Origin of the sequence: Paracoccus gahaiensis (assembly GCF_005048225.1) — a bacterium.
Classification (GTDB): domain Bacteria; phylum Pseudomonadota; class Alphaproteobacteria; order Rhodobacterales; family Rhodobacteraceae; genus Paracoccus; species Paracoccus gahaiensis.
In genome coordinates, this window is sequence record NZ_SUNI01000002.1 from 264,829 (window position 1) to 283,915 (window position 19,087).

Annotated in this window: 17 protein-coding genes; 12 read left to right on the top strand and 5 right to left on the bottom strand. The window is 68.8% G+C overall.

What is annotated here, in order from left to right:
* The first annotated feature begins 31 nt into the window (after window positions 1–31).
* Window positions 32–2,830: a DNA polymerase I gene (gene polA, locus FA743_RS04355; protein WP_136884645.1), complete on the top strand. Its 2,799-nt coding sequence runs from the start codon at window positions 32–34 to the stop codon at window positions 2,828–2,830.
* Between the two features lie 70 nt (window positions 2,831–2,900).
* Here polA and hemN read toward each other — a convergent pair whose 3' ends face one another.
* Window positions 2,901–4,256, bottom strand: a complete 1,356-nt coding sequence (gene hemN, locus FA743_RS04360) for an oxygen-independent coproporphyrinogen III oxidase (RefSeq protein ID WP_136884646.1) — start codon at window positions 4,254–4,256, stop codon at window positions 2,901–2,903.
* A 20-nt stretch (window positions 4,257–4,276) separates the two neighbouring features.
* Here hemN and fnrL point away from each other — a divergent pair, with 20 nt between their 5' ends.
* The 4 genes from fnrL to queE all read left to right on the top strand — a co-directional run bounded on the left by fnrL (window position 4,277) and on the right by queE (window position 6,997).
* A complete protein-coding gene (fnrL, locus tag FA743_RS04365) occupies window positions 4,277–5,056 on the top strand; it encodes a transcriptional regulator FnrL (RefSeq protein ID WP_136884647.1) in 780 nt (259 codons plus the stop codon).
* A 161-nt stretch (window positions 5,057–5,217) separates the two neighbouring features.
* Window positions 5,218–5,925, top strand: coding sequence for a 7-cyano-7-deazaguanine synthase QueC (gene queC / locus FA743_RS04370; RefSeq protein ID WP_136884648.1), 708 nt, complete (start codon window positions 5,218–5,220; stop codon window positions 5,923–5,925).
* A complete protein-coding gene (gene queD / locus FA743_RS04375) occupies window positions 5,925–6,278 on the top strand; it encodes a 6-carboxytetrahydropterin synthase QueD (protein ID WP_136884649.1) in 354 nt (117 codons plus the stop codon). The genes queC and queD overlap by 1 nt, the downstream gene beginning before the upstream one ends.
* Window positions 6,275–6,997 carry a 7-carboxy-7-deazaguanine synthase QueE gene (gene queE / locus FA743_RS04380; RefSeq protein ID WP_136884650.1) on the top strand — a complete coding sequence of 241 codons (723 nt, stop codon included), beginning with the start codon at window positions 6,275–6,277 and terminating at the stop codon, window positions 6,995–6,997. Before queD ends, queE begins: the two co-directional genes overlap by 4 nt.
* A gap of 76 nt (window positions 6,998–7,073) precedes the next feature.
* On the opposite strand, the gene FA743_RS04385 is transcribed toward queE, so the two are convergent.
* Entirely contained in the window at window positions 7,074–7,913 is an 840-nt protein-coding gene (locus FA743_RS04385; protein ID WP_136884651.1) for a universal stress protein, read from the bottom strand.
* A gap of 194 nt (window positions 7,914–8,107) precedes the next feature.
* Between FA743_RS04385 and ccoN the strand changes: the two genes are divergently transcribed.
* From ccoN to ccoP, 4 genes are read left to right on the top strand one after another with little or no spacing between them, the layout of a single operon-like run.
* Window positions 8,108–9,712 (top strand): cytochrome-c oxidase, cbb3-type subunit I, encoded by a 1,605-nt coding sequence (ccoN, locus tag FA743_RS04390; RefSeq protein WP_136884652.1) that lies wholly within the window; start codon window positions 8,108–8,110, stop codon window positions 9,710–9,712.
* 12 nt (window positions 9,713–9,724) lie between these two features.
* Entirely contained in the window at window positions 9,725–10,450 is a 726-nt protein-coding gene (gene ccoO, locus FA743_RS04395; RefSeq protein WP_136884653.1) for a cytochrome-c oxidase, cbb3-type subunit II, read from the top strand.
* A gap of 9 nt (window positions 10,451–10,459) precedes the next feature.
* Window positions 10,460–10,648 carry a CcoQ/FixQ family Cbb3-type cytochrome c oxidase assembly chaperone gene (locus FA743_RS04400; RefSeq protein ID WP_136884654.1) on the top strand — a complete coding sequence of 63 codons (189 nt, stop codon included), beginning with the start codon at window positions 10,460–10,462 and terminating at the stop codon, window positions 10,646–10,648.
* Window positions 10,648–11,694: a cytochrome-c oxidase, cbb3-type subunit III gene (gene ccoP, locus FA743_RS04405; RefSeq protein ID WP_136884655.1), complete on the top strand. Its 1,047-nt coding sequence runs from the start codon at window positions 10,648–10,650 to the stop codon at window positions 11,692–11,694. The genes FA743_RS04400 and ccoP overlap by 1 nt, the downstream gene beginning before the upstream one ends.
* Window positions 11,695–11,894: 200 nt before the next feature.
* Here ccoP and miaB read toward each other — a convergent pair whose 3' ends face one another.
* Window positions 11,895–13,220, bottom strand: coding sequence for a tRNA (N6-isopentenyl adenosine(37)-C2)-methylthiotransferase MiaB (gene miaB, locus FA743_RS04410; protein WP_136884656.1), 1,326 nt, complete (start codon window positions 13,218–13,220; stop codon window positions 11,895–11,897).
* A gap of 63 nt (window positions 13,221–13,283) precedes the next feature.
* Here miaB and FA743_RS04415 point away from each other — a divergent pair, with 63 nt between their 5' ends.
* Complete coding sequence (locus FA743_RS04415) at window positions 13,284–13,610, top strand: TfoX/Sxy family protein (RefSeq protein ID WP_136884657.1); 327 nt, start codon at window positions 13,284–13,286, stop codon at window positions 13,608–13,610.
* Window positions 13,611–13,612: 2 nt separating this feature from the next.
* Here the strand turns inward: FA743_RS04415 and FA743_RS04420 are convergent, their stop codons facing one another.
* Entirely contained in the window at window positions 13,613–14,923 is a 1,311-nt protein-coding gene (locus FA743_RS04420) for an alpha/beta hydrolase family protein (protein WP_136884658.1), read from the bottom strand.
* A 138-nt stretch (window positions 14,924–15,061) separates the two neighbouring features.
* Here FA743_RS04420 and FA743_RS04425 point away from each other — a divergent pair, with 138 nt between their 5' ends.
* Both FA743_RS04425 and FA743_RS04430 read left to right on the top strand, forming a co-directional pair.
* Window positions 15,062–16,423 carry an aminotransferase gene (locus FA743_RS04425; RefSeq protein ID WP_136884659.1) on the top strand — a complete coding sequence of 454 codons (1,362 nt, stop codon included), beginning with the start codon at window positions 15,062–15,064 and terminating at the stop codon, window positions 16,421–16,423.
* Between the two features lie 62 nt (window positions 16,424–16,485).
* Entirely contained in the window at window positions 16,486–16,710 is a 225-nt protein-coding gene (locus tag FA743_RS04430) for a DUF2798 domain-containing protein (protein WP_136884660.1), read from the top strand.
* 164 nt (window positions 16,711–16,874) lie between these two features.
* Here FA743_RS04430 and FA743_RS04435 read toward each other — a convergent pair whose 3' ends face one another.
* Complete coding sequence (locus FA743_RS04435; protein ID WP_246054823.1) at window positions 16,875–19,034, bottom strand: ComEC/Rec2 family competence protein; 2,160 nt, start codon at window positions 19,032–19,034, stop codon at window positions 16,875–16,877.
* Window positions 19,035–19,087 lie beyond the last annotated feature (53 nt).

Genomic DNA, 19,087 nt, shown 5'->3' on the forward strand with positions numbered 1-19,087 from the left:
GGCCAGACCACAGCACGAGGGGCAGATGATCATGGACGACGCATTCGGCAAGGGCTGTCACCTGCATCTGATCGACGGATCGGCCTTCATCTTCCGCGCCTATCACGCGCTGCCCCCCCTGACGCGCAAGTCGGACGGGTTGCCGGTGGGGGCTGTCGCGGGGTTCTGCAACATGCTCTGGCGCTATGTGCAGACCGATGACGGGCATACCGCCCCCACCCATGCGGCGGTGATCTTCGACCATTCCTCCAAGACCTTCCGCAACGACATCTACCCGGCCTACAAGGCGCAGCGCCCCGAGCCGCCCGAGGATCTGCGCCCGCAATTCCCGCTGACCCGCGACGCCACCCGCGCCTTCAACATCGCCTGCATCGAGACCCAAGGCTACGAGGCCGACGACATCATCGCCGCCATGGCCTGCGCCGCGCGCGATGCCGGGGGCACCGCCACGATCATCAGCAGCGACAAGGACCTGATGCAGCTGATCGGCGACGGCGTGGACATGCTGGACCCGATCAAGAACAAGCTCATCGGCCGCGACGAGGTGTTCGAGAAGTTCGGCGTCTTCCCCGACCGCGTCGTGGACGTGCAGGCCTTGGCCGGCGATCCGGTGGACAACGTGCCGGGCGCGCCGGGCATCGGCATCAAGACCGCCGCCCTGCTCATCCAGGAATACGGCGATCTGGAAACGCTGCTGGACCGCGCCGCCGAGATCAAGCAGCCCAAGCGCCGCCAGACCCTGATCGACCATGCCGAGCAGATCCGGATCTCGAAGCGCCTCGTGACGCTGGATTGCGACACGCCGCTGGAGGTGACGCTGGAAAGCCTCGCCGTGCAGCGTCCCGATGCTGAGCGCCTTGTGGCCTTCCTGTCCGAGATGGAGTTCCGCACCCTCACCAACCGCGTGGCCGAGGTGCTGGGGGCCGAGGCGCCCGCCATCCAGGCCGCCCCCGCCAGCGACGCGCCCGCAGCCCCCGAACAGCCCGCCATCGACGCCTCCGCCTATGAGACGGTGACCGACATGGCGGCGCTGGAGCACTGGATCGCCGCGATCCGCGAGACCGGCCATGTCGCCATCGACACCGAGACGACGGGTCTGGACGAGATGCGGGCCGATCTGGTCGGCCTCTCTCTGGCGGTCGCGCCGGGGCGGGCCTGCTACATCCCGGTGGGCCATGTCGCGGGGGGCGACGACCTCTTCGGCCAGTCGGCGCGGGTCGAGGGCCAGCTGGATCTGGAGCAGGTGCTGGCCGCGCTGAAGCCGGTGCTGGAGGATCCAGGCGTCCTCAAGATCGGCCAGAACATGAAATACGACTGGAAGATGCTGGCCCGCCACGGGATCGAGATGACGCCCTTGGCCGACACGATGCTGATGTCCTATGCCCTGAACGCCGGCACCCACAATCACGGCATGGACGAGCTGGCCGAGCGTTACCTCGGCCACAAATGCATCCCCATCAAGGAGCTGATCGGCACGGGCAAGTCCCAGCTGAATTTCGCGCAGGTGGCGATCGACAAGGCCGCCCCCTATGCCGCCGAGGATGCCGACGTGACCCTGCGCCTCTGGCAGCATTTCGCGCCGATGCTGCCCGCGCAGAAGGTCTCGACCACCTATCACACGCTGGAACGCCCGATGATCCCGGTGCTGGCGCAGATGGAGATGGCGGGCATCCGCATCGATCCCGACGTGCTGCGGCGCATGTCCAACGTCTTCGCCCAGAAGATGGCGCAGCTGGAGGACGAGATCCACGGCCTTGCCGGGCAAAGCTTCAACATCGGCTCGCCGAAGCAGCTGGGCGAGATCCTGTTCGACAAGATGGGTCTTTCGGGCGGCAAGCAGGGCAAGACCGGGGCGTTCTCGACCAGCGCCGACGTGCTCGAGGATCTGGCCGCCGAGGGCCACGACCTGCCCGCCCGGGTGCTGGACTGGCGCCAGATCGCCAAGCTGAAATCGACCTATACCGACGCGCTGCCGACCTATGTCCATCCCGAGACGGGCCGCGTCCATACCAGCTATTCGATCACCGGCGCGCAGACGGGGCGGCTGTCCTCGACCGAGCCGAACCTGCAGAACATTCCGATCCGCACCGAGGAAGGCCGCCGCATCCGCCAGGCCTTCATCGCGCCCGAGGGCTATCGCCTCGTCAGCCTCGACTACAGCCAGATCGAGCTGCGCATCCTCGCCCATGTCGCCGACATCCCGGCGCTGAAGCAGGCCTTCCGCGAGGGCATCGACATCCACGCCATGACCGCCAGCCAGATGTTCGGCGTGCCCGTCGAGGGGATGGATCCGATGATCCGCCGCCAGGCCAAGGCGATCAACTTCGGCGTCATCTACGGCATCTCGGGCTTCGGGCTGTCGCGCAACCTGCGCATCCCGCGGGCCGAGGCGCAGGCCTTCATCGACACCTATTTCGAACGCTTCCCCGAGATCCGCGCCTATATGGACAAGACCGTGGCGGATGCGAAACAGGACGGCTACGTCACCACACTCTTCGGCCGCCGCATCAACACTCCCGGCATCAACCAGTCGGGCCCCGCAGCCGGCGGCGCGCGGCGCGCGGCCATCAACGCCCCCATCCAGGGCGCCGCCGCCGACATCATCCGCCGCGCGATGATCCGCATGCCGGATGCCATCGCGGATCTGCCCGCCCGGATGCTGCTGCAGGTCCATGACGAGCTGGTCTTCGAGGTCCGCGACGATGCCGCCGCCCAGCTGATCGACACCGCGCGGATCATCATGGAGGCCGCCGCCGAACCCTCGGTCCGGCTCTCGGTGCCCCTCGTCGTCGATGCGGGGCAGGGCGCCAACTGGGCCGAGGCCCACTGACCCCTCCTGCATTGGTCCGTAAATATCCCACGGGGGTGCGGGGGTGGGAAACCCCCGCGCGGCGGAGGCGTCACACGGCCGAGGAGTGGCTGCCCTCGGCCGCCGCATAACTATCCAGCGCCTGCGCCACCAACCGCGTCATGGGCTGCCCTTCGGGGGTGATCCGCAGCGTCCCACCCTCCAGCACGACCACGGGGGCGAAGCGGCGCAGAAGCGGCGCATAGATCAGCCCCTGCTGATCGATCGACAGGCAGAAGCGGTCGCGGATCTCATCCAGATCGATCCGGAAATCGCACATCAGCGCCTCGATCATCCGGCCCCGCCAAGCGTCCTCCGCGCGGAAGGCATGGCCCCGGGTCACCGGCGCGCGGCCCGACCGGACCGCCCCCACATAGACCCCGGTGGCCGGCGCGTTCTGCGCGTAACCCTGCGGATAGCGCGAGATCGACGAGGCCCCCAAGCCCAGCAGGACCTGCGCCGCATCGTCGGTATAGCCCTGAAAGTTGCGGCGCAGCTGCCCCTGCCCGGCGGCCAGCGCCAGCCGGTCATGGGGTCGCGAGAAATGGTCGATGCCGATCTGGCGGAAGCCGTCCTGCAGGAACAGCGCGCGGGCGGTGTCGAACAGCGCCAGCCGGGCCTCGCCGTCGGGCAGGGCGGCCTCGGGGATCATCACCTGCCGCTTGGACATCCACGGCACATGGGCATAGCCGTACAGCGCCACCCGGTCGGGGGCCAGCGCCAGCAGCTGCTGCACCGTCTCGGCCATCCGCGCCCCGGTCTGGTGCGGCAGCCCGTAAAGGATGTCGGCGTTCAGCCCTGCGATGCCGTGATCGCGGATCAGCCGGACGGCCTCGGCAGTCAGCGCAAAGCTTTGCGGCCGACCGATCGCCTCCTGGATCAGCGGATCGAAATCCTGCACCCCGATCGAGGCCCGGGTCATCCCCGCTTCGGCCAGGGCGGCCATGCGCGGGGCGTCGATCTCGGTCGGGTCGATCTCGACCGAGAACTCGCCCCCCGGCGCCATCGGGAAGGCCTCGAAGATCGCCCCGGCCAGCTTGCGGACCAGCGCCGGCGTCAGCAGGCTGGGCGTGCCGCCGCCCCAATGCAGCCGCGACAGGACCACGCCCTGCGGCAGCCGCCGGCGCATCTGGCGCAGCTCGACCAGCAGCGTCTCGACATAAGCGGCGACCGGGGCCAGGCTCTGCGTGCCCTGCGTGCGGCAGGCGCAGAACCAGCACAGGCGCTTGCAAAAGGGGACATGGACATACAGCGACACCGCCGTGCCGGGCAGGATGGCCCCCATCCAGTCCCCCACCAGATCGCCATCGACCCCCGGCCCGAACTGGGTCGCGGGCGGATAGCTGGTATAGCGGGGCGCGCGTGCCTCGAACAGGCCGGCACGTCTGAGTTGCGAAATCTGTTCCATGCGCCTAGGGTAGTTCCAGAATGCGCACATCCACCTTGACCCAGATCAAATCCGGCCCCTCGGGCCCCGTGGCGCACGATCAGGTGCGCTGCTCGGACTGTCCCATCCGCTATCGGGCCGTCTGCGCCCAATGCGAGGGCGACGAACTGGCGCATCTGGAGCAGATCAAGTTCTATCGCAGCTTCGAGGCCGGCCAGCCCATCGTGTGGGAAGGCGACCGGATGGATTTCGTGGCCTCGGTCGTCACCGGCGTCGCCGCCCTGACCCATGTGCTGGAGGACGGGCGCACCCAGATGGTGGGCCTGCTGCTGCCAAGCGACTTCCTGGGCCGCCCGGGCCGCGCGCTGGCGGCCTACAACGCCACGGCCGCGACCGATGTCGTGCTGTGCTGCTTTCGGCGCGCGCCCTTCGACAAGATGATGCAGGCCACCCCGCATCTGGCGCATCGCCTGCTGGAGATGACCCTGGACGAGCTGGACGCGGCCCGCGAATGGATGCTGCTTCTGGGCCGCAAGACCGCGCGCGAGCGTCTGGCCTCGTTCATCGCCATCATCGCGCGCCGCCAGGCGGCGCTCAGCAAGTCCCGCCCCGCCGGCCGGATGGAGCTGGAGCTGCCTTTGTCCCGCGAGGCCATGTCCGACTATCTGGGCCTGACGATCGAGACGGTCAGCCGCCAGATCACCGCCCTGCGGCGTGACGGGGTGATCGAGGTGGCGGGCAAGCGCGGCGTGATCGTCACCGACTATGCCCGGCTGGTCGAGCAATCGGGCGATGACAGCGACGGCGGCCTGCCCAGCTGAGCGCTGCCGCATCTCCTCCATTTCATCTTGGCAGAAATATCCCGGGGGGAGTCCCGGAACGGGACGGGGGGCTGGCCCCCTCTTTTCATCCCGTTCCCCCTCTGCTAACCCGCCCATTCCCGGTCGCAGCCTACCCGGGTCACAAAAACAAGGGTCACGACATGAACACCACGCTCGTCTGCTCGGGCGGCCTCGATTCCGTCTCGCTGGCCCATGTGCTGGCCGGTCAGGGCCGCCTGTCCCGCATCGTCAGCTTCGATTACGGCCAGCGCCACCGCAAGGAGCTGGATTTCGCCGAACTCTGTGCCCGCCGGCTCGAGGTGCGCTTTCATCTGGTCGACCTGTCGGGCCTGGGGGCGGCGCTCGGGGGATCGGCCCTGACGGATGATCTGGCGGTCCCCGACGGCCATTACGCCGAAGAGACGATGCGCGTCACCGTCGTCCCCAACCGCAATGCCATCATGCTGACCGTGGCCTTCGGCATCGCGGCGGCCCAGGGCGACGCGGCGGTCGCGGCGGCGGTGCATGGGGGCGACCACTTCATCTATCCCGACTGCCGCCCGGCCTTCACCGACGCCTTCGCCGCCATGCAGGACGCGGCGCTGGACGGCTATGCCCAAATCGCCCTGCACGTGCCCTTCGTCCATGCGACCAAGGCCGACATCGTCACCGCCGGCGCCAAGGCGGGCACGCCCTTCGCGCAGACCTGGTCCTGCTACAAGGGGGGCGCGCACCATTGCGGACGCTGCGGCACCTGCGTCGAACGACGCGAGGCCTTCGATCTGGCCGGCATCGCCGATCCGACCGAGTACGAGGATCCCGATTTCTGGCGCAAGGCCGTCGCCGCCCATGCCGCAGGAGGGGCGTGATGTTCCGCATCAGCAAGGAATTTCATTTCAGCGCCTCGCACCGGCTGGACCATCTGGCCGCCGATCACCAATGCGCCCGCCTGCACGGGCACAATTACATCGTCGTGGTCGAGCTGTCCGCCCCCGACCTGAACGCCGACGGCTTCGTGCGCGACTATCACGAGCTGGCGCCCTTGAAGGCCTATCTGGACGGGCAGTTCGACCATCGCCACCTGAACGACGTGCTGGACATGCCCTCGACCGCCGAAAACCTGGCCCGGCACCTCTTCGACTGGTGCCGCGCCCGCTGGCCCGAGACCAGCGCCGTCAAGGTCAGCGAGACCCCCAAGACCTGGGCGGAATACCGGCCATGACCGGCGCCGAGAAACCGCTGCGCATCGCCGAGATCTTCGGCCCGACCATCCAGGGCGAGGGCGCGCTGATCGGCCTGCCCACCGTCTTCGTGCGTGCGGGGGGCTGCGACTATCGCTGCGCCTGGTGCGATTCGATGCATGCCGTGGACAGCGCCTATCGCGAGACCTGGGCGCCGATGAGCACGGCACAGGTCTGGGACCGGGTGCGCGAGCTGTCCGGGGGGGGGCCCCTGACGGTCTCGCTGTCGGGCGGCAACCCGGCCATCCAGGATTTCGGCCCGCTGATCGCGATGGGCCGGGCCGAGGGATACGGCTTTGCGCTCGAGACGCAGGGCTCGGTCGCGCGGGACTGGTTCTCGGAGCTGTCGATGCTGGTCCTCAGCCCCAAGCCGCCCTCCAGCGGCGAGCATCCCGATTGGGCGGCTTTCGAGGCCTGCCTTGCGGCGGGGCAGGGGGCGGAGGCCGTGGTCATGAAGATCGTGGTCTTCGACGATGCCGACTATGCCTGGGCGCAGGAGGTGGCGGGCCGCTATCCCGACCTGCCGCTGGTGCTGCAGCCGGGCAATCCCGAGGTCGATCCCGCCGTCCCGGTCGCGGCGCAGGACGTGGCCGACCGGCTGTTGTGGCTGGTCGAGAAGGTCACCGCCGATGGCTGGTTCCGCCCGCGCCTGCTGCCGCAGCTGCATGTCATGCTGTGGGGAAACCGGCGCGGCGTCTGATCCGCGTCCCGCGACGGCCGGGGGGACTAGCCGTCCCCCCGCACCCCCCTGCGCGCCGGTCTTTGGAAGTGGCCCCTCAGCGGGCCAGTAAGACCGGCACCTTGGCCTGTTCCAGCATGTTGCGCGTCGCGCCCCCCAGGATCGCCTCGCGCAGGCGCGAATGGCCATAGGCGCCCATCACCACCAGATCCGCGTCGATCTCCAGCGCGCGTCGGTTGATCTCGTCACTGATGCGCGGGGCAGTGCGGGCCAGCACCGCGATCTGCGTGCGCACCCCGTGGCGGGTCAGCATCTGCGCCAGCGCCCCGCCCGGATCCGAGCGCTCGGGCCCCACATTACGCGGGTCGATGCAGGTCAGCTCGACCAGCTCCGCCGCGCGCAGCAGAGGCAGGGCGCGACGGATGGCGGCCAGTGCCTCGGTCGACTGGTTCCACGCGACCAGCACCCGGCGCGGCGGCATCGCCGCCGGCCGGTCGGGCGGCAGGACGAGGACCGGGCAGGCGCCCTCGAACAGGGCAGCTTCGGTCACCACCTCGGCATCGCCCGGCTGACCCTTCAGGTAGGGGCTGGCCAGCACGGTCAGGTCCGAGAACCGCGCCCGCAGCCCGACCAGCCCGGAGATGCCGCCGGTTTGGGCGACCGCCGCCTCGCAGGACCAGCGCAGATCGGCGCTGCGGGCCAGATGCTGGCGGACCTGCGCGTCCAGCGCCTTGGCATCCTCCAGCGCGCTGTCGATCGCCTCCTGCAGTCCATAGGGGGTGCCGCCGGGAAAGAAATACCCCACCTGGCTGTGATCCACCCCCAGACAGAGGATGTCCAGATGCGCGTCCTGGGCCACCGCCAGTTGGACGGCACCATCCAGCTGCGCAAGCTGCGCGGGGTCGCTGAGGACCGTCAGGATCGTCTTGTAGGCCATGTTCGCCTCCTGCTGTGAAGACGTCCAATCTGGACCGTTCCGTCAGCAGCCGCCTTGATCCCGATCAATCCCCGGGTTTGACGCAGATCAAGGTTCCGTACCCGCCGCTGGCCTATCTCCCCGGGATCGGACCGCCCCCGTCGTTGATTCGGCAAAGGGGCGGGCGGACGGTCGCAAAGGGGGACGAGGTCGGCATGTCGAACATTGTGAAACTGATCCTGCTGGGGGGGATGACGCTGTTTGCGGCAATCGGCGCCAACCTGGCCCGGGATCCGGCCTATATGGTCAACGCGCTGACGGTGATGCTGGTCGCGGGCGGCATGTTCCTGTGGACCGTGCGCCGCATCGACGAACCCGTGGCCGTCGCCAATCCCAACGAATACATGGACGGCGTGGTGCGCGCCGGCGTCGTTGCCACCATGGGCTGGGGGCTGGTCGGATTTCTGGTCGGCGTCGTCATCGCCTTCCAGCTGGCCTTTCCGGCGCTGAACTTCAGCGACCTGACGCAGGGCTACCTGAACTTCGGCAAGCTGCGCCCGCTGCATACCAGCGCGGTGATCTTCGCCTTTGGCGGCAACGCCCTGATCGCCACCAGCTTCTACGTGGTCCAGCGCACCTCGGCGGCGCGGCTCTGGGGCGGCAATGCGGCCTGGTTCGTCTTCTGGGGCTACAACCTGTTCATCGTGCTGGCGGCCACCGGCTATATCCTGGGCGCTACCCAGTCCAAGGAATATGCCGAGCCCGAATGGTATGTCGACCTGTGGCTGACGATCGTCTGGCTGACCTATCTGGCGGTCTTCCTGGGCACGATCATCAAGCGCCGCGAGCCGCATATCTACGTCGCCAACTGGTTCTATCTGGCCTTCATCATCACCATCGCGATGCTGCATGTGGTCAACAACCTGTCGGTGCCGGTCAGCATCTGGGGCAGCAAGTCCGTGCAGGTCTTCAGCGGCGTGCAGGATGCCATGGTGCAATGGTGGTACGGCCACAACGCGGTCGGCTTCTTCCTGACCGCCGGGTTCCTGGGCATGATGTACTACTTCATCCCCAAGCAGGCCGAGCGTCCGGTCTACAGCTACAAGCTGTCGATCATCCACTTCTGGGCGATCATCTTCCTCTATATCTGGGCCGGTCCGCACCACCTGCATTACACCGCGCTGCCCGAATGGGCCGCGACCCTGGGGATGGTGTTTTCCATCATGCTGTGGATGCCCAGCTGGGGCGGCATGATCAACGGGCTGATGACCCTGTCGGGAGCCTGGGACAAGCTGCGCACCGATCCGATCATCCGCATGATGGTCGTCGCCGTGGGCTTCTACGGCATGGCCACCTTCGAGGGGCCGATGATGTCGATCAAGTCGGTCAACTCGCTGTCGCATTACACCGACTGGACCATCGGGCACGTCCATTCCAGCGCGCTTGGCTGGAACGGGATGATCACCTTCGGCGCGCTCTATTACCTGACGCCGCGCCTGTGGGGGCGTGACCGGCTCTACAGCCTGCCGATGGTCAACTGGCACTTCTGGTTGGCGACGATCGGCATCGTTCTCTACGCCAGCTCGATGTGGGTCACCGGCATCATGGAGGGGCTGATGTGGCGCGAGGTCGACCAGAACGGCTATCTGGTCAACGCCTTCGCCGACACCGTCGCCGCCAAGTTCCCGATGTATGTCGTGCGCGGCCTGGGCGGGGTCCTGTACCTGGCCGGTGCCATCATCATGGCCTGGAACCTTTGGGCGACCGTCGCCCGCCAGCCCAAGTCCGTCTCCACCGCCATCGCCGTTCCGGCCGAGTAAGGGATACCCGTCATGGCCATTCTGGACAGACACAAGATCATCGAACGGAACGCCACGCTGCTGCTGGTGCTGTCCTTCCTGGTCGTCTCGATCGGCGGCATCGTGCAGATCACGCCGCTGTTCTACCTGGAGAACACCATCGAGAAGGTCGAGGGCGTGCGTCCCTACACGCCGCTGGAGCTGACGGGGCGCGACATCTATGTCCGCGAGGGCTGCTATGTCTGCCACAGCCAGATGATCCGCACGATGCGCGACGAGGTCGAACGCTATGGCCATTACAGCCTGGCGGCGGAGTCGATGTACGACCACCCCTTCCAGTGGGGATCCAAGCGGACCGGGCCGGATCTGGCCCGGGTGGGCGGGCGCTATTCCGACGAATGGCACATCGACCACCTGACCGACCCGCAATCGGTGGTGCCCGAATCGATCATGCCCAAATATGCCTTCCTGCTGGACCGGGTGATCCGCCCCGACCATATCGGCGAGCGGGTGCGGGCCGACCGGGCGGTGGGCGTGCCCTATGACGACGCGATGGTGCAGAACGCGGTGGCCGATTTCCGCACCCAGGCCGATCCCTTCGGGGACGCGGCGGGGCTGCAGGAGCGCTATCCCGGCGCGCAGCTGCGCAACTTCGACCGCCAGCCGCAGCTGACCGAGATGGACGCCCTGATCGCCTATCTGCAGGTGCTGGGCACGATGGTCGATTTCTCGACCTTCGAACCCGATCCGAACCGCTGAGGGGGCATCATGGAAACCTACAGCTTTCTTCGCACGCTTGCCGACAGCTGGGCCCTGCTGGCGCTGACGCTGGTCTTCGTGGGGGTGGTGATCTTCGTCTTCCGCCCCTCGGGCCGCCGCGCCCAGAAGGATGCCGCCGAAAGCATCTTCCGCAATGAAACCCGTCCTGCCGAGGACAAGCCCAAGGAGGACGAATGATGTCCGACACCCCCCGCGACCCGGCAGACGACCACGCCTCGCCCGCCAATCCCGACAACCAGATCGGGCTGGGCCGGCAGAGCGCCGATGCCGACCATGCCGCCAAGATCGCCGGCGACATCCCCCCGCGCACGGCCCCCGATGCGCCGGTCACGCCCCGGGCCAAGGCCCGCCGCGCGGGCAAGCGCCACGGCGTGGCCCAGCAGGAAACCCCCTCGACCGGGCACCAGTGGGACGGGATCACCGAATACGACAACCCGATGCCGCGCTGGTGGCTGTGGACCTTCTACGCGACGATTGTCTGGGCCTTCTTCTATGTGATCGCCTATCCGGCCATCCCGATGCTGACGCAGGCCACGCAAGGGGTGCTCAAGACCAACGCCCGGACCGAGGTCGCCGCCGAGATCGAGCGCTTTGCCCAGGCCAATGCCCCGGTCCAGACCGCGCTGGTCGCGGCCGAGCTGGACGACATCCCCGCCGATCCGCAGCTGCTGGGCTATGCCACCAATGCCGGCGCGGCGCTTTACCGGACCTGGTGCACGCAATGCCACGGGGCCGGGGCGGCGGGCGGGCCGGGCTATCCCAACCTGCTGGACGACAGCTGGCTGTGGGGCGGCAGCCTGGCCGACATCCACCTGACGCTGCAGCACGGCATCCGCGATCCGCTGGACTCTGATACCCGCTATTCCGAGATGCCGCGCTATGGCACCGACGAACTGCTGGAGCCCACGCAGATCGTGCAGGTCGCAGGCTATGTCCGTTCGCTGTCGGGCCTGGACCATGACGCCGCCGATGCGGCCGAGGGGGCCGGGATCTATGCCGACAATTGCGCGGCCTGCCACATGGACGACGGCAGCGGCGACCGGGGCCAGGGCGCGCCTGCGCTGAACGATCAGGTCTGGCTCTATGGCAGCGACCCCGAGACGCTGGTCCGCATCATCAGCCAGGGCCCGTATGGCGTCATGCCCGCCTGGAGCGACCGCCTGTCCGAGGCCGAGATCCGGTCACTGGCGGTCTATGTTCACGGATTGGGCGGCGGCGAGTAGCCCCTCCCGATCCCGGCTTTCCGCCCGAGGCCTGCCCTCGTGCGGAAAAGTCCGGTCCCCCGGTCTGTTCGCGCGTTCCTCGGGGGACCGGCACCTTCTTCGTGGCCCAAGGGTCGCGATCCCAGCTTCCGTGCCAGTCACATCTGGGCGGAGGGCCGGCCCCCGGTCTGTTCGCGCGTTCCTTGGGGGCCGGCAGCTTTTCAGGCGACCAGTTCGCCGCGCAGCGAATTCGCCGCGCTTTCCACGATCCGCACGGCGCGCAGATCGCCCACCTGCACGGCATCGGTCTGCACGAAGACCGAATGCAGATAGTCCGACTTGCCGATCATCTGCCCGGGCTCGCGGCCCGCCTTCTCGAACAGCACGCCCACGGTGCGGCCCACCATGTCCTGCTGGACCGCCTTCTGCTGGCGGGTCAGCAGGGCCTGCAATTCCTGCAACCGGGCATCGGCCAGTGCCGGATCGACCTCGGGGCGGTCGAAGGCCGGGGTGCCCGGGCGGGGCGAATAGCGAAAGCTGTAGGCCATGGCGAAGCCGACCTTCTCGATCAGGTCCAGCGTGTCCCGGTGGTCCTGATCGGTCTCTCCGGGAAAGCCCACGATGAAATCGCTGGTCAGCAGGATGTCGGGCCGGGCCTTGCGGATGCGGTCGATCAGGCGCAGGTACTGCTGGGCGGTATGCTTGCGGTTCATCGCCTTCAGCACCCGGTCGCTGCCCGACTGCACCGGCAGGTGCAGATAGGGCATCAGCTGCGGCACGTCGCGATGCGCGGCGATCAGATCGTCGCCCATGTCGTTGGGATGGCTGGTCGTATAGCGGATGCGGTCCAGCCCGGCCACCTCGCCAAGCGCGCGGATCAGGCGGCCGAAGCCCCATTCCCCGTCCGCGCCCGTCCCGTGCCAGCCATTGACGTTCTGGCCCAGCAGGGTGATCTCGCGCACGCCGCGCGCCACCAGATCGCGGGCTTCGGACAGGATGCGCTCGACCGGGCGGCTGACCTCGGCGCCCCGGGTATAGGGGACGACGCAGAAGGCGCAGAACTTGTCGCAGCCCTCCTGCACGGTCAGGAAGGCGGCAGGCGCGCGCCGCGTTGCGCGGGGCGCGGGCAGGTGGTCGAACTTGTCTTCCTCGGGGAAGTCGGTCTGGATCGCGGGGATCTCGCCCCGCGCCATGGCAGGCAGGCGGTGATAGGTCTGCGGCCCCACGACCAGATCGACCAGCGGCATCCGGCGGATGATCTCGGCCCCCTCGGCCTGCGCCACGCAGCCCGCCACGCCGATCTTCAGATCCGGGCGCGCGGCCTTCAGCGGCTTCAGGCGCCCCAGATCGGAATACAGCTTCTCGGCGGCCTTCTCGCGGATATGGCAGGTGTTCAGCAGGACCATGTCAGCATCTGACTGATCCTCGGTCAGCACATAGCCCTCGGCGCCCATCGCCTCGGCCATGCGCTGGCTGTCATAGACGTTCATCTGGCAACCATAGGTCTTGATGAAAAGCTTTTTCGTGGCCGGAATGCTGGCGGTCATGTCATGCTGTCCTTGGAGGTCGCGCAGCGATACAGCAAAGACGGGCTTTTGGAAAGGCACGGGATGGAGAGCGACCTGACGGGCATCCCCAATATCGGCCCCGCCACCGCGCGGTCGCTGATCGCGGCGGGCGTGAGGGACGCGCACGCGCTGCGCGCGATGGGGGCCGATGCGGCCTATCGCGCGCTGCTGACCGCCGGGGAACGCCCGCATTTCATCGGCTATTACGTGCTGCACATGGCCCTGCAGGGGCGCCCGTGGAACGACTGCAAGGGCGACGAGAAGGCCGCCCTGCGCCAGCGCTTCGACGCGCTGGTGGCCGAGGTCCGGGGCGTGCCCCTGTCGGGGATCGAGGCGGCGCTGGACGAGTTGGGCCTGCGCCGCCCCTGAGGCTACTCTCCCGCCTGCCGCGTCTCGAACTGCAGGCCCGTCGCGCTGCGGTTGGGGAAGCCCGCCCAATAGCTGTGGGCGGCATCGGGCTGGTCGTCCTCGCCCACCGACCAGACCCCGTCGGCGCCGTCGGGGACCAGATCCAGATACTCGGCACGGTCCTCGCCCTTCAGGTGCTGGTCCAGGAAGGCGGTCGAGAAATGCTGCAGGATGTTGTTCATCCGCACCGTGTCCCAGACCGGATCGGCGTAGTGGTCGAAGGGTGCCCGGCCCAGGCTCTCCGAAAAGGCCCAGGCCTCGAGCGGGGCGGGGATCGGGGCAGCGGCATTGTGGTTGGCATTCTGATAGGTCAGCAGGTGCCGGGTCGTGCCGGTCGTCTGGTCGAAGATCTGCCGGATCGCGTCATATTCCGACACGTCGTCGGCGCTGCCCGCGACCAGCATCAGCGGCTTTTCCAGACCGGCCAGCCCCTCGGCATCCCAGAAATCGGCCTGCCGGCCCCAGGGGGCGATGGCGATCACCGCCTTGACGCGCGGATCGACCAGCGCCGCGTGATCCTCGCTGCCCGCCGCCAGGCGGCCCAGCAGGTCCTGCGGCGGGACATAGCCCGCGGGCTCGGTCCGCGCGATTGCCGTCTGCGGCAGCCCGGCGCCGCCGAAGATCAGCGCGCCGTAGCCGCCCATGGAATAGCCCACCACCGCCGCCCGGTCGGCATCGGTGACGGCGGCCAGGTCGCCCTCCAGCCCGGCCATGCTGTCCAGCAGGAAGCGCTGGTCCACCGCACGGTTCACCAGCGTCGAGGCGAAGGCCCCCTGGTCGGCATAGGTGCTGTCGGGATGGTCGGCGGCCACGACGACATAGCCCTTCGAGGCCAGGTTCTCGCCCAGATGGCTCATCAGGTGGCGGTTGCCGGGATAGCCGTGCGACAGGATCACCAGCGGAAAGGAGCCCTCGGCCGGGTCCGCGTCGCGTGCCGCCGCGCCGCTCAGGACGGCGGGCGTCACCCCGTCGCGCAGGATCGTGTCATAGGTCCCGCCGGGCGGCGTCCTTTCGGCGGCGGGATACCAGATTTCGGCCTCCAGCACGCGATCGGCGGTGGGCGGCGTGCCTTGGGGGCCGGTGGCGATCACGTCGATGCGGTCCGCATCGGTGAAGGTCGCGGCCCGCACGCCGACCGGATGGTCCCCGGTGGCGGCCAGCTCGGGCGCGTCGGGGCGGATCAGGTCGATGCGGTTGTGGTTGGCAGGGTCTTGGGCGGCCAGCGGCCCGGCGCAGGCCAGGCTCGCGGCACCGGCGATCAGCAGATGTCTCATGTCGGGGGTCCTCCGGCGGTTCCTTGGGGCGGACTGTGCCCGGCTTGCACGATCTGCACAAGCGCCGCACGCGGCCCCCATTGAACGCGGTCCCGCGCCCGGATAGCCTGCCCCCGACATCCAGCAAGGAGCCTGACCATGACCACCCCGCAAAGCTGGGAAGCCCGCGCCGACGAATATTCGCTGTACGGCTTCACCGACCTGCCAAGCGTGCACCAGCGCAGCGCGGTGGTCCTGACCCATGGCGAGGGGCCCTATGTCGTCGACGTGAACGGCAACCGCTATCTGGATGCCAATTCCGGCCTGTGGAACATGGTCGCGGGCTTCGATCACAAGGGCCTGGCCCAGGCCGCCAAGGACCAGTACGACCGCTTTCCGGGCTATCACGCCTTCTTCGGGCGCATGTCCGACCAGACGGTGATGCTGTCGGAGAAGCTGGTCGAGGTCTCGCCCTTCCCGCGCGGCAAGGTGTTCTACACCAACTCGGGGTCCGAGGCGAACGACACCATGGTCAAGATGCTGTGGTTCCTGCATGCCAGTGAGGGCAAGCCCGAAAAGCGCAAGATCCTGACCCGCTGGAACGCCTATCACGGCGTGACGGCGGTCTCGGCCAGCATGACCGGCAAGCCCTACAACTCGGTCTTCGGCCTGCCGCTGCCGGGCTTCATCCATCTGGGCTGCCCGCATTACTGGCGCTTCGGCGAGGCCGGCGAGACCGAGGACCAGTTCACCGCCCGCCTTGCGCGCGAGCTGGAGGAGACGATCCTGCGCGAGGGCGTCGACACCATCGCGGGCTTCTTCGCCGAGCCGGTGCAGGGCGCGGGCGGGGTCATCCCGCCCTCCAAGGGCTATTTCCAGGCGATCCTGCCGGTCCTGAAGAAATACGGCATCCCGATGATCGCCGACGAGGTCATCACGGGCTTCGGCCGGACCGGCAACACCTGGGGCAGCGAGACCTATGGCTTCGTGCCCGACGCCATCATCAGCTCCAAGAACCTGACGGCGGGGCTGTTCCCGATGGGCGCGGTCATTCTGGGCCCCGAGCTGACCGACCGGCTGCAGGCCGCCATCGACGTGATCGAGGAATTCCCCCACGGCTTCACCGCCTCGGGCCATCCGGTCGGCTGCGCCATCGCGCTGAAGGCCATCGATGTGGTGATGAACGAGGGGCTGGCGCAGAACGTCATCGACCTGGCCCCGCGCTTCGAGGACGGGCTGCGGCAGCTGGCCCAGAACCCCAATATCGGCGAATATCGCGGCGTGGGCTTCATGTGGGCGCTGGAGGCGGTGCGCGACAAGGCGACCAAGACCCCGTTCGAGGGGCATCTGTCGGTCAGCGAGCGCATCGCCAACACCTGCACCGACATGGGCCTGATCTGCCGCCCCCTGGGCCAGTCCATCGTGCTGTGCCCGCCCTTCGTCATGACGCCCGCCCAGATGGACGAGATGTTCGAGAAGCTGGACAAGGCGCTTGGCAAGGTCTTCGCCGAACTGGCCTGACATGGCGCCTCCCGCCCCCGCCGGGGGCGGGGTCGTTTCCCTTCCCATAGGACATTGCCGCCATGATCCCCGCCCGCTACGCGCCCATCCTGTTCGGCTTCATCCTGTCCGGGCTGATGTCCGCGCTCGTCTCGGCCATCGCGACCTTCCGCGCGGTTGGCATGGGCGAGGGGGTTGCGGGCCTGTGGCTGGGCACTTGGCTGTCCAGCTGGGCGGTGGCCTTTCCGGCCGTGCTGGTCGTGGCCCCCCTGGCCCGGCGGCTGGTCGCGCGGCTGACCCGGGCCTGAGCCGGGACGGGCTGCGGGTCTGATCACCCAATGCCCCATATTGGGGCCTGCGCCGGCAGGGACCGGCGGTGCGAACAGACAGACCGCCACTGAAAGGGACTATCGAGTAAGGGGCCGGAGACGGGCAATCCGACCCCAGCAGGTGCCGCTCTCCGGTTCCGTCCTCAGTCATCCAGCCGCATCGGCGCGGTAGCGCGCAGGTGCGGACCTTCGGGCGTAATCTCGATGGCCAGCGCGCCCGTGGTGCGCAGCCGCTCCGGATCCAGCAGCAGGCAGGGCGGCGGGCCGTCGAAGGCCACGGGTTCCGAGGCGATGACGATGCGTCGGGACCGGCATTCGGGCAAAGCGCGCGCGCCCGATCCCTTGCCGGTCAGATGCACCACCTGCCAGTCCTGCGGCAGGTCGGCCCACCGGTCGCGCGTGTCTCCTGTCCAGGCGGGGCGGGCGGCGGCCACCACCTGGTCGGCCATGTCGCCATCCTCCTGCAGCCAGGTCGAGACGACGAAGGCCCCGCCTGCCGGCTTGGACACCGCCCGCCCGGCAGGGGTCATCAGCCCCAACGCCTCGCCCTCGGGCGCGACCAGCAGCAGTGGGCGCCGCGCCGTCCCCCACAGGACCGCCGAGGCTGCCAGCAGCGCCAGCGCCAGCCCAAGGCCCGCCCGGCTGGCCAAGCCGCGCTGGCCCGGCGGACGCCAGCACAGGATGGCCAGCACCGCGCCGAACCCCATCAGCGCCACGACACCGCCGGGGGGCTTGGTCACCCCCATGACCGCGCCGTCCAGATCCGCCACGAAGCGCGCCACCCACAGCATCCATTCGGTGCCGATGCCCATGACCCACAGGGCCGGCGCCTCCAGCCCCACCAGCGCCAAGACGGCGCCGATCACGCCCGCGGGCATCACCAGCGTGCCCATGACCGGCACCGCCAGCAGGTTGGCCAGCATCCCGTATTGCGCCATCCGGTTGAAATGCGCCGCCGCGATCGGCGCGGTCGCCAGCCCCGCCACCAGCGACGACACGACCAGCATCGCCACCGGCCGCAGCCACCACGGCAGGCGCGGCGCGATCCGCGACCAGGGCCCGAAGGTCAGGATCAGCGCGATGGTGGCCGCGAAGCTCATCTGGAAGCCGGCGCTGGTCACCGCCTCGGGGCTGTAGATCAGCACCAGGGTCGCGGCCAGCGCCACGGTCCGAAGCGAGATCGCCCGCCGGTCCGCGATGATCGCCCCCAGCATCACGGCAACCATGATGAAGGCGCGTTCCGTCGCCACGCCGCCGCCCGACAGCCACAGATAGGCCGCCGCCGCCGCCAGCGCCACGCCCGCCGCCACCTTGTGCAGGGGCCGCGCCAGCCCGATCCCCGCGCCTTGGACCGCGACCAGCACCAGCCGCACCGCCCCGTAGACGAAGCCTGCCAGCATCCCCATGTGCAACCCGGAAATCGAGACGATGTGGTAGAGGTTCGAGGCGCGCATGACCTCGTTCGTCTCCTCCGAAATGCCGGAGCGGTCGCCGGTCATCAGTGCCGCCGCCACAGCGCCCGCCTGCCCGCCGATGCGGTCGCGGATCGCGGCGCTGATCGCCATGCGGGCGCGGTGCAGGCTCCAGACCCCGTCCTGGGGCGGGGCCACGGCCATGATCGGGGTCCGCGAATAGCCGACCGCGCCCAGCCCGTCGAACCAGGCATGCAGGCGGAAATCGAAGCTGCCGGGCGAGGACGGCGCGGGCGGCGGGCCCAGATGGCCGGTCAGCATCACTCGCTGGCCCAAGGGCGGCAGCGGCTCGTCGCCCATCAGGGACAGGCGCACGCGTGCGGGGGTGCGGGCGGGGGACAGGTCGTGCAGGACGACCCGGTCCAGCGTCAGCCGCATCCGGTCGCGGCCCGAGCGGTCGATCTGGATCACCCGCCCCTCGATCGGGCCGTAATAGCGCCATTGCAGCACGGGGGCCGCGACATGAGACGCGCGATGACCCACCAGCCCCCCGCCAAGCGCCAAGAAGCACAGGGCCAGCGCCCCCAGATGGGCGGCATCCGCCTGCGGCCAGCCGATCGCCCCCCGCGCGGCCCATCGCGGCGCGAGATGCGCCAGCGCCAAAGCCAAGGCCAGCACGACGGCCAGCAGCGCCCAATCGGCGGAGCCCAGCAACCGGGGCCGCAAAAACCACAGCCCGATCCCCGCCGACAGGCAGACGGGCACCCAAGGGAACAGCCCCGCCCGCAGTGCCGCCGCCGGCCGGGGTGCCGCCACGGGCCAGCTGCGGGCCATGGCGCGCGCCGGGGCCGGGGGCAGGGGGGCCGCAGCCGGGGGCGGTGGGGGCAACATCCTTGTCCTTTCCGGACCCGTTGACTATCACTCGGGCCGAAGATGGCATGGCG

What these genes read in the sequence shown, in the direction of transcription:
- FA743_RS04430 (WP_136884660.1), top strand. Translation starts at nt 16,486, where the DNA reads ATGATCCCCGCCCGCTACGCGCCCATCCTGTTCGGCTTCATCCTGTCC.
- FA743_RS04420 (WP_136884658.1), bottom strand. Translation starts at nt 14,923, where the DNA reads ATGAGACATCTGCTGATCGCCGGTGCCGCGAGCCTGGCCTGCGCCGGG.
- ccoN (WP_136884652.1), top strand. Translation starts at nt 8,108, where the DNA reads ATGTCGAACATTGTGAAACTGATCCTGCTGGGGGGGATGACGCTGTTT.
- queE (WP_136884650.1), top strand. Translation starts at nt 6,275, where the DNA reads ATGACCGGCGCCGAGAAACCGCTGCGCATCGCCGAGATCTTCGGCCCG.
- queD (WP_136884649.1), top strand. Translation starts at nt 5,925, where the DNA reads ATGTTCCGCATCAGCAAGGAATTTCATTTCAGCGCCTCGCACCGGCTG.
- ccoO (WP_136884653.1), top strand. Translation starts at nt 9,725, where the DNA reads ATGGCCATTCTGGACAGACACAAGATCATCGAACGGAACGCCACGCTG.
- FA743_RS04385 (WP_136884651.1), bottom strand. Translation starts at nt 7,913, where the DNA reads ATGGCCTACAAGACGATCCTGACGGTCCTCAGCGACCCCGCGCAGCTT.
- fnrL (WP_136884647.1), top strand. Translation starts at nt 4,277, where the DNA reads ATGCGCACATCCACCTTGACCCAGATCAAATCCGGCCCCTCGGGCCCC.
- FA743_RS04425 (WP_136884659.1), top strand. Translation starts at nt 15,062, where the DNA reads ATGACCACCCCGCAAAGCTGGGAAGCCCGCGCCGACGAATATTCGCTG.
- hemN (WP_136884646.1), bottom strand. Translation starts at nt 4,256, where the DNA reads ATGGAACAGATTTCGCAACTCAGACGTGCCGGCCTGTTCGAGGCACGC.
- miaB (WP_136884656.1), bottom strand. Translation starts at nt 13,220, where the DNA reads ATGACCGCCAGCATTCCGGCCACGAAAAAGCTTTTCATCAAGACCTAT.
- FA743_RS04400 (WP_136884654.1), top strand. Translation starts at nt 10,460, where the DNA reads ATGGAAACCTACAGCTTTCTTCGCACGCTTGCCGACAGCTGGGCCCTG.
- FA743_RS04415 (WP_136884657.1), top strand. Translation starts at nt 13,284, where the DNA reads ATGGAGAGCGACCTGACGGGCATCCCCAATATCGGCCCCGCCACCGCG.
- queC (WP_136884648.1), top strand. Translation starts at nt 5,218, where the DNA reads ATGAACACCACGCTCGTCTGCTCGGGCGGCCTCGATTCCGTCTCGCTG.
- FA743_RS04435 (WP_246054823.1), bottom strand. Translation starts at nt 19,034, where the DNA reads ATGTTGCCCCCACCGCCCCCGGCTGCGGCCCCCCTGCCCCCGGCCCCG.
- ccoP (WP_136884655.1), top strand. Translation starts at nt 10,648, where the DNA reads ATGTCCGACACCCCCCGCGACCCGGCAGACGACCACGCCTCGCCCGCC.
- polA (WP_136884645.1), top strand. Translation starts at nt 32, where the DNA reads ATGGACGACGCATTCGGCAAGGGCTGTCACCTGCATCTGATCGACGGA.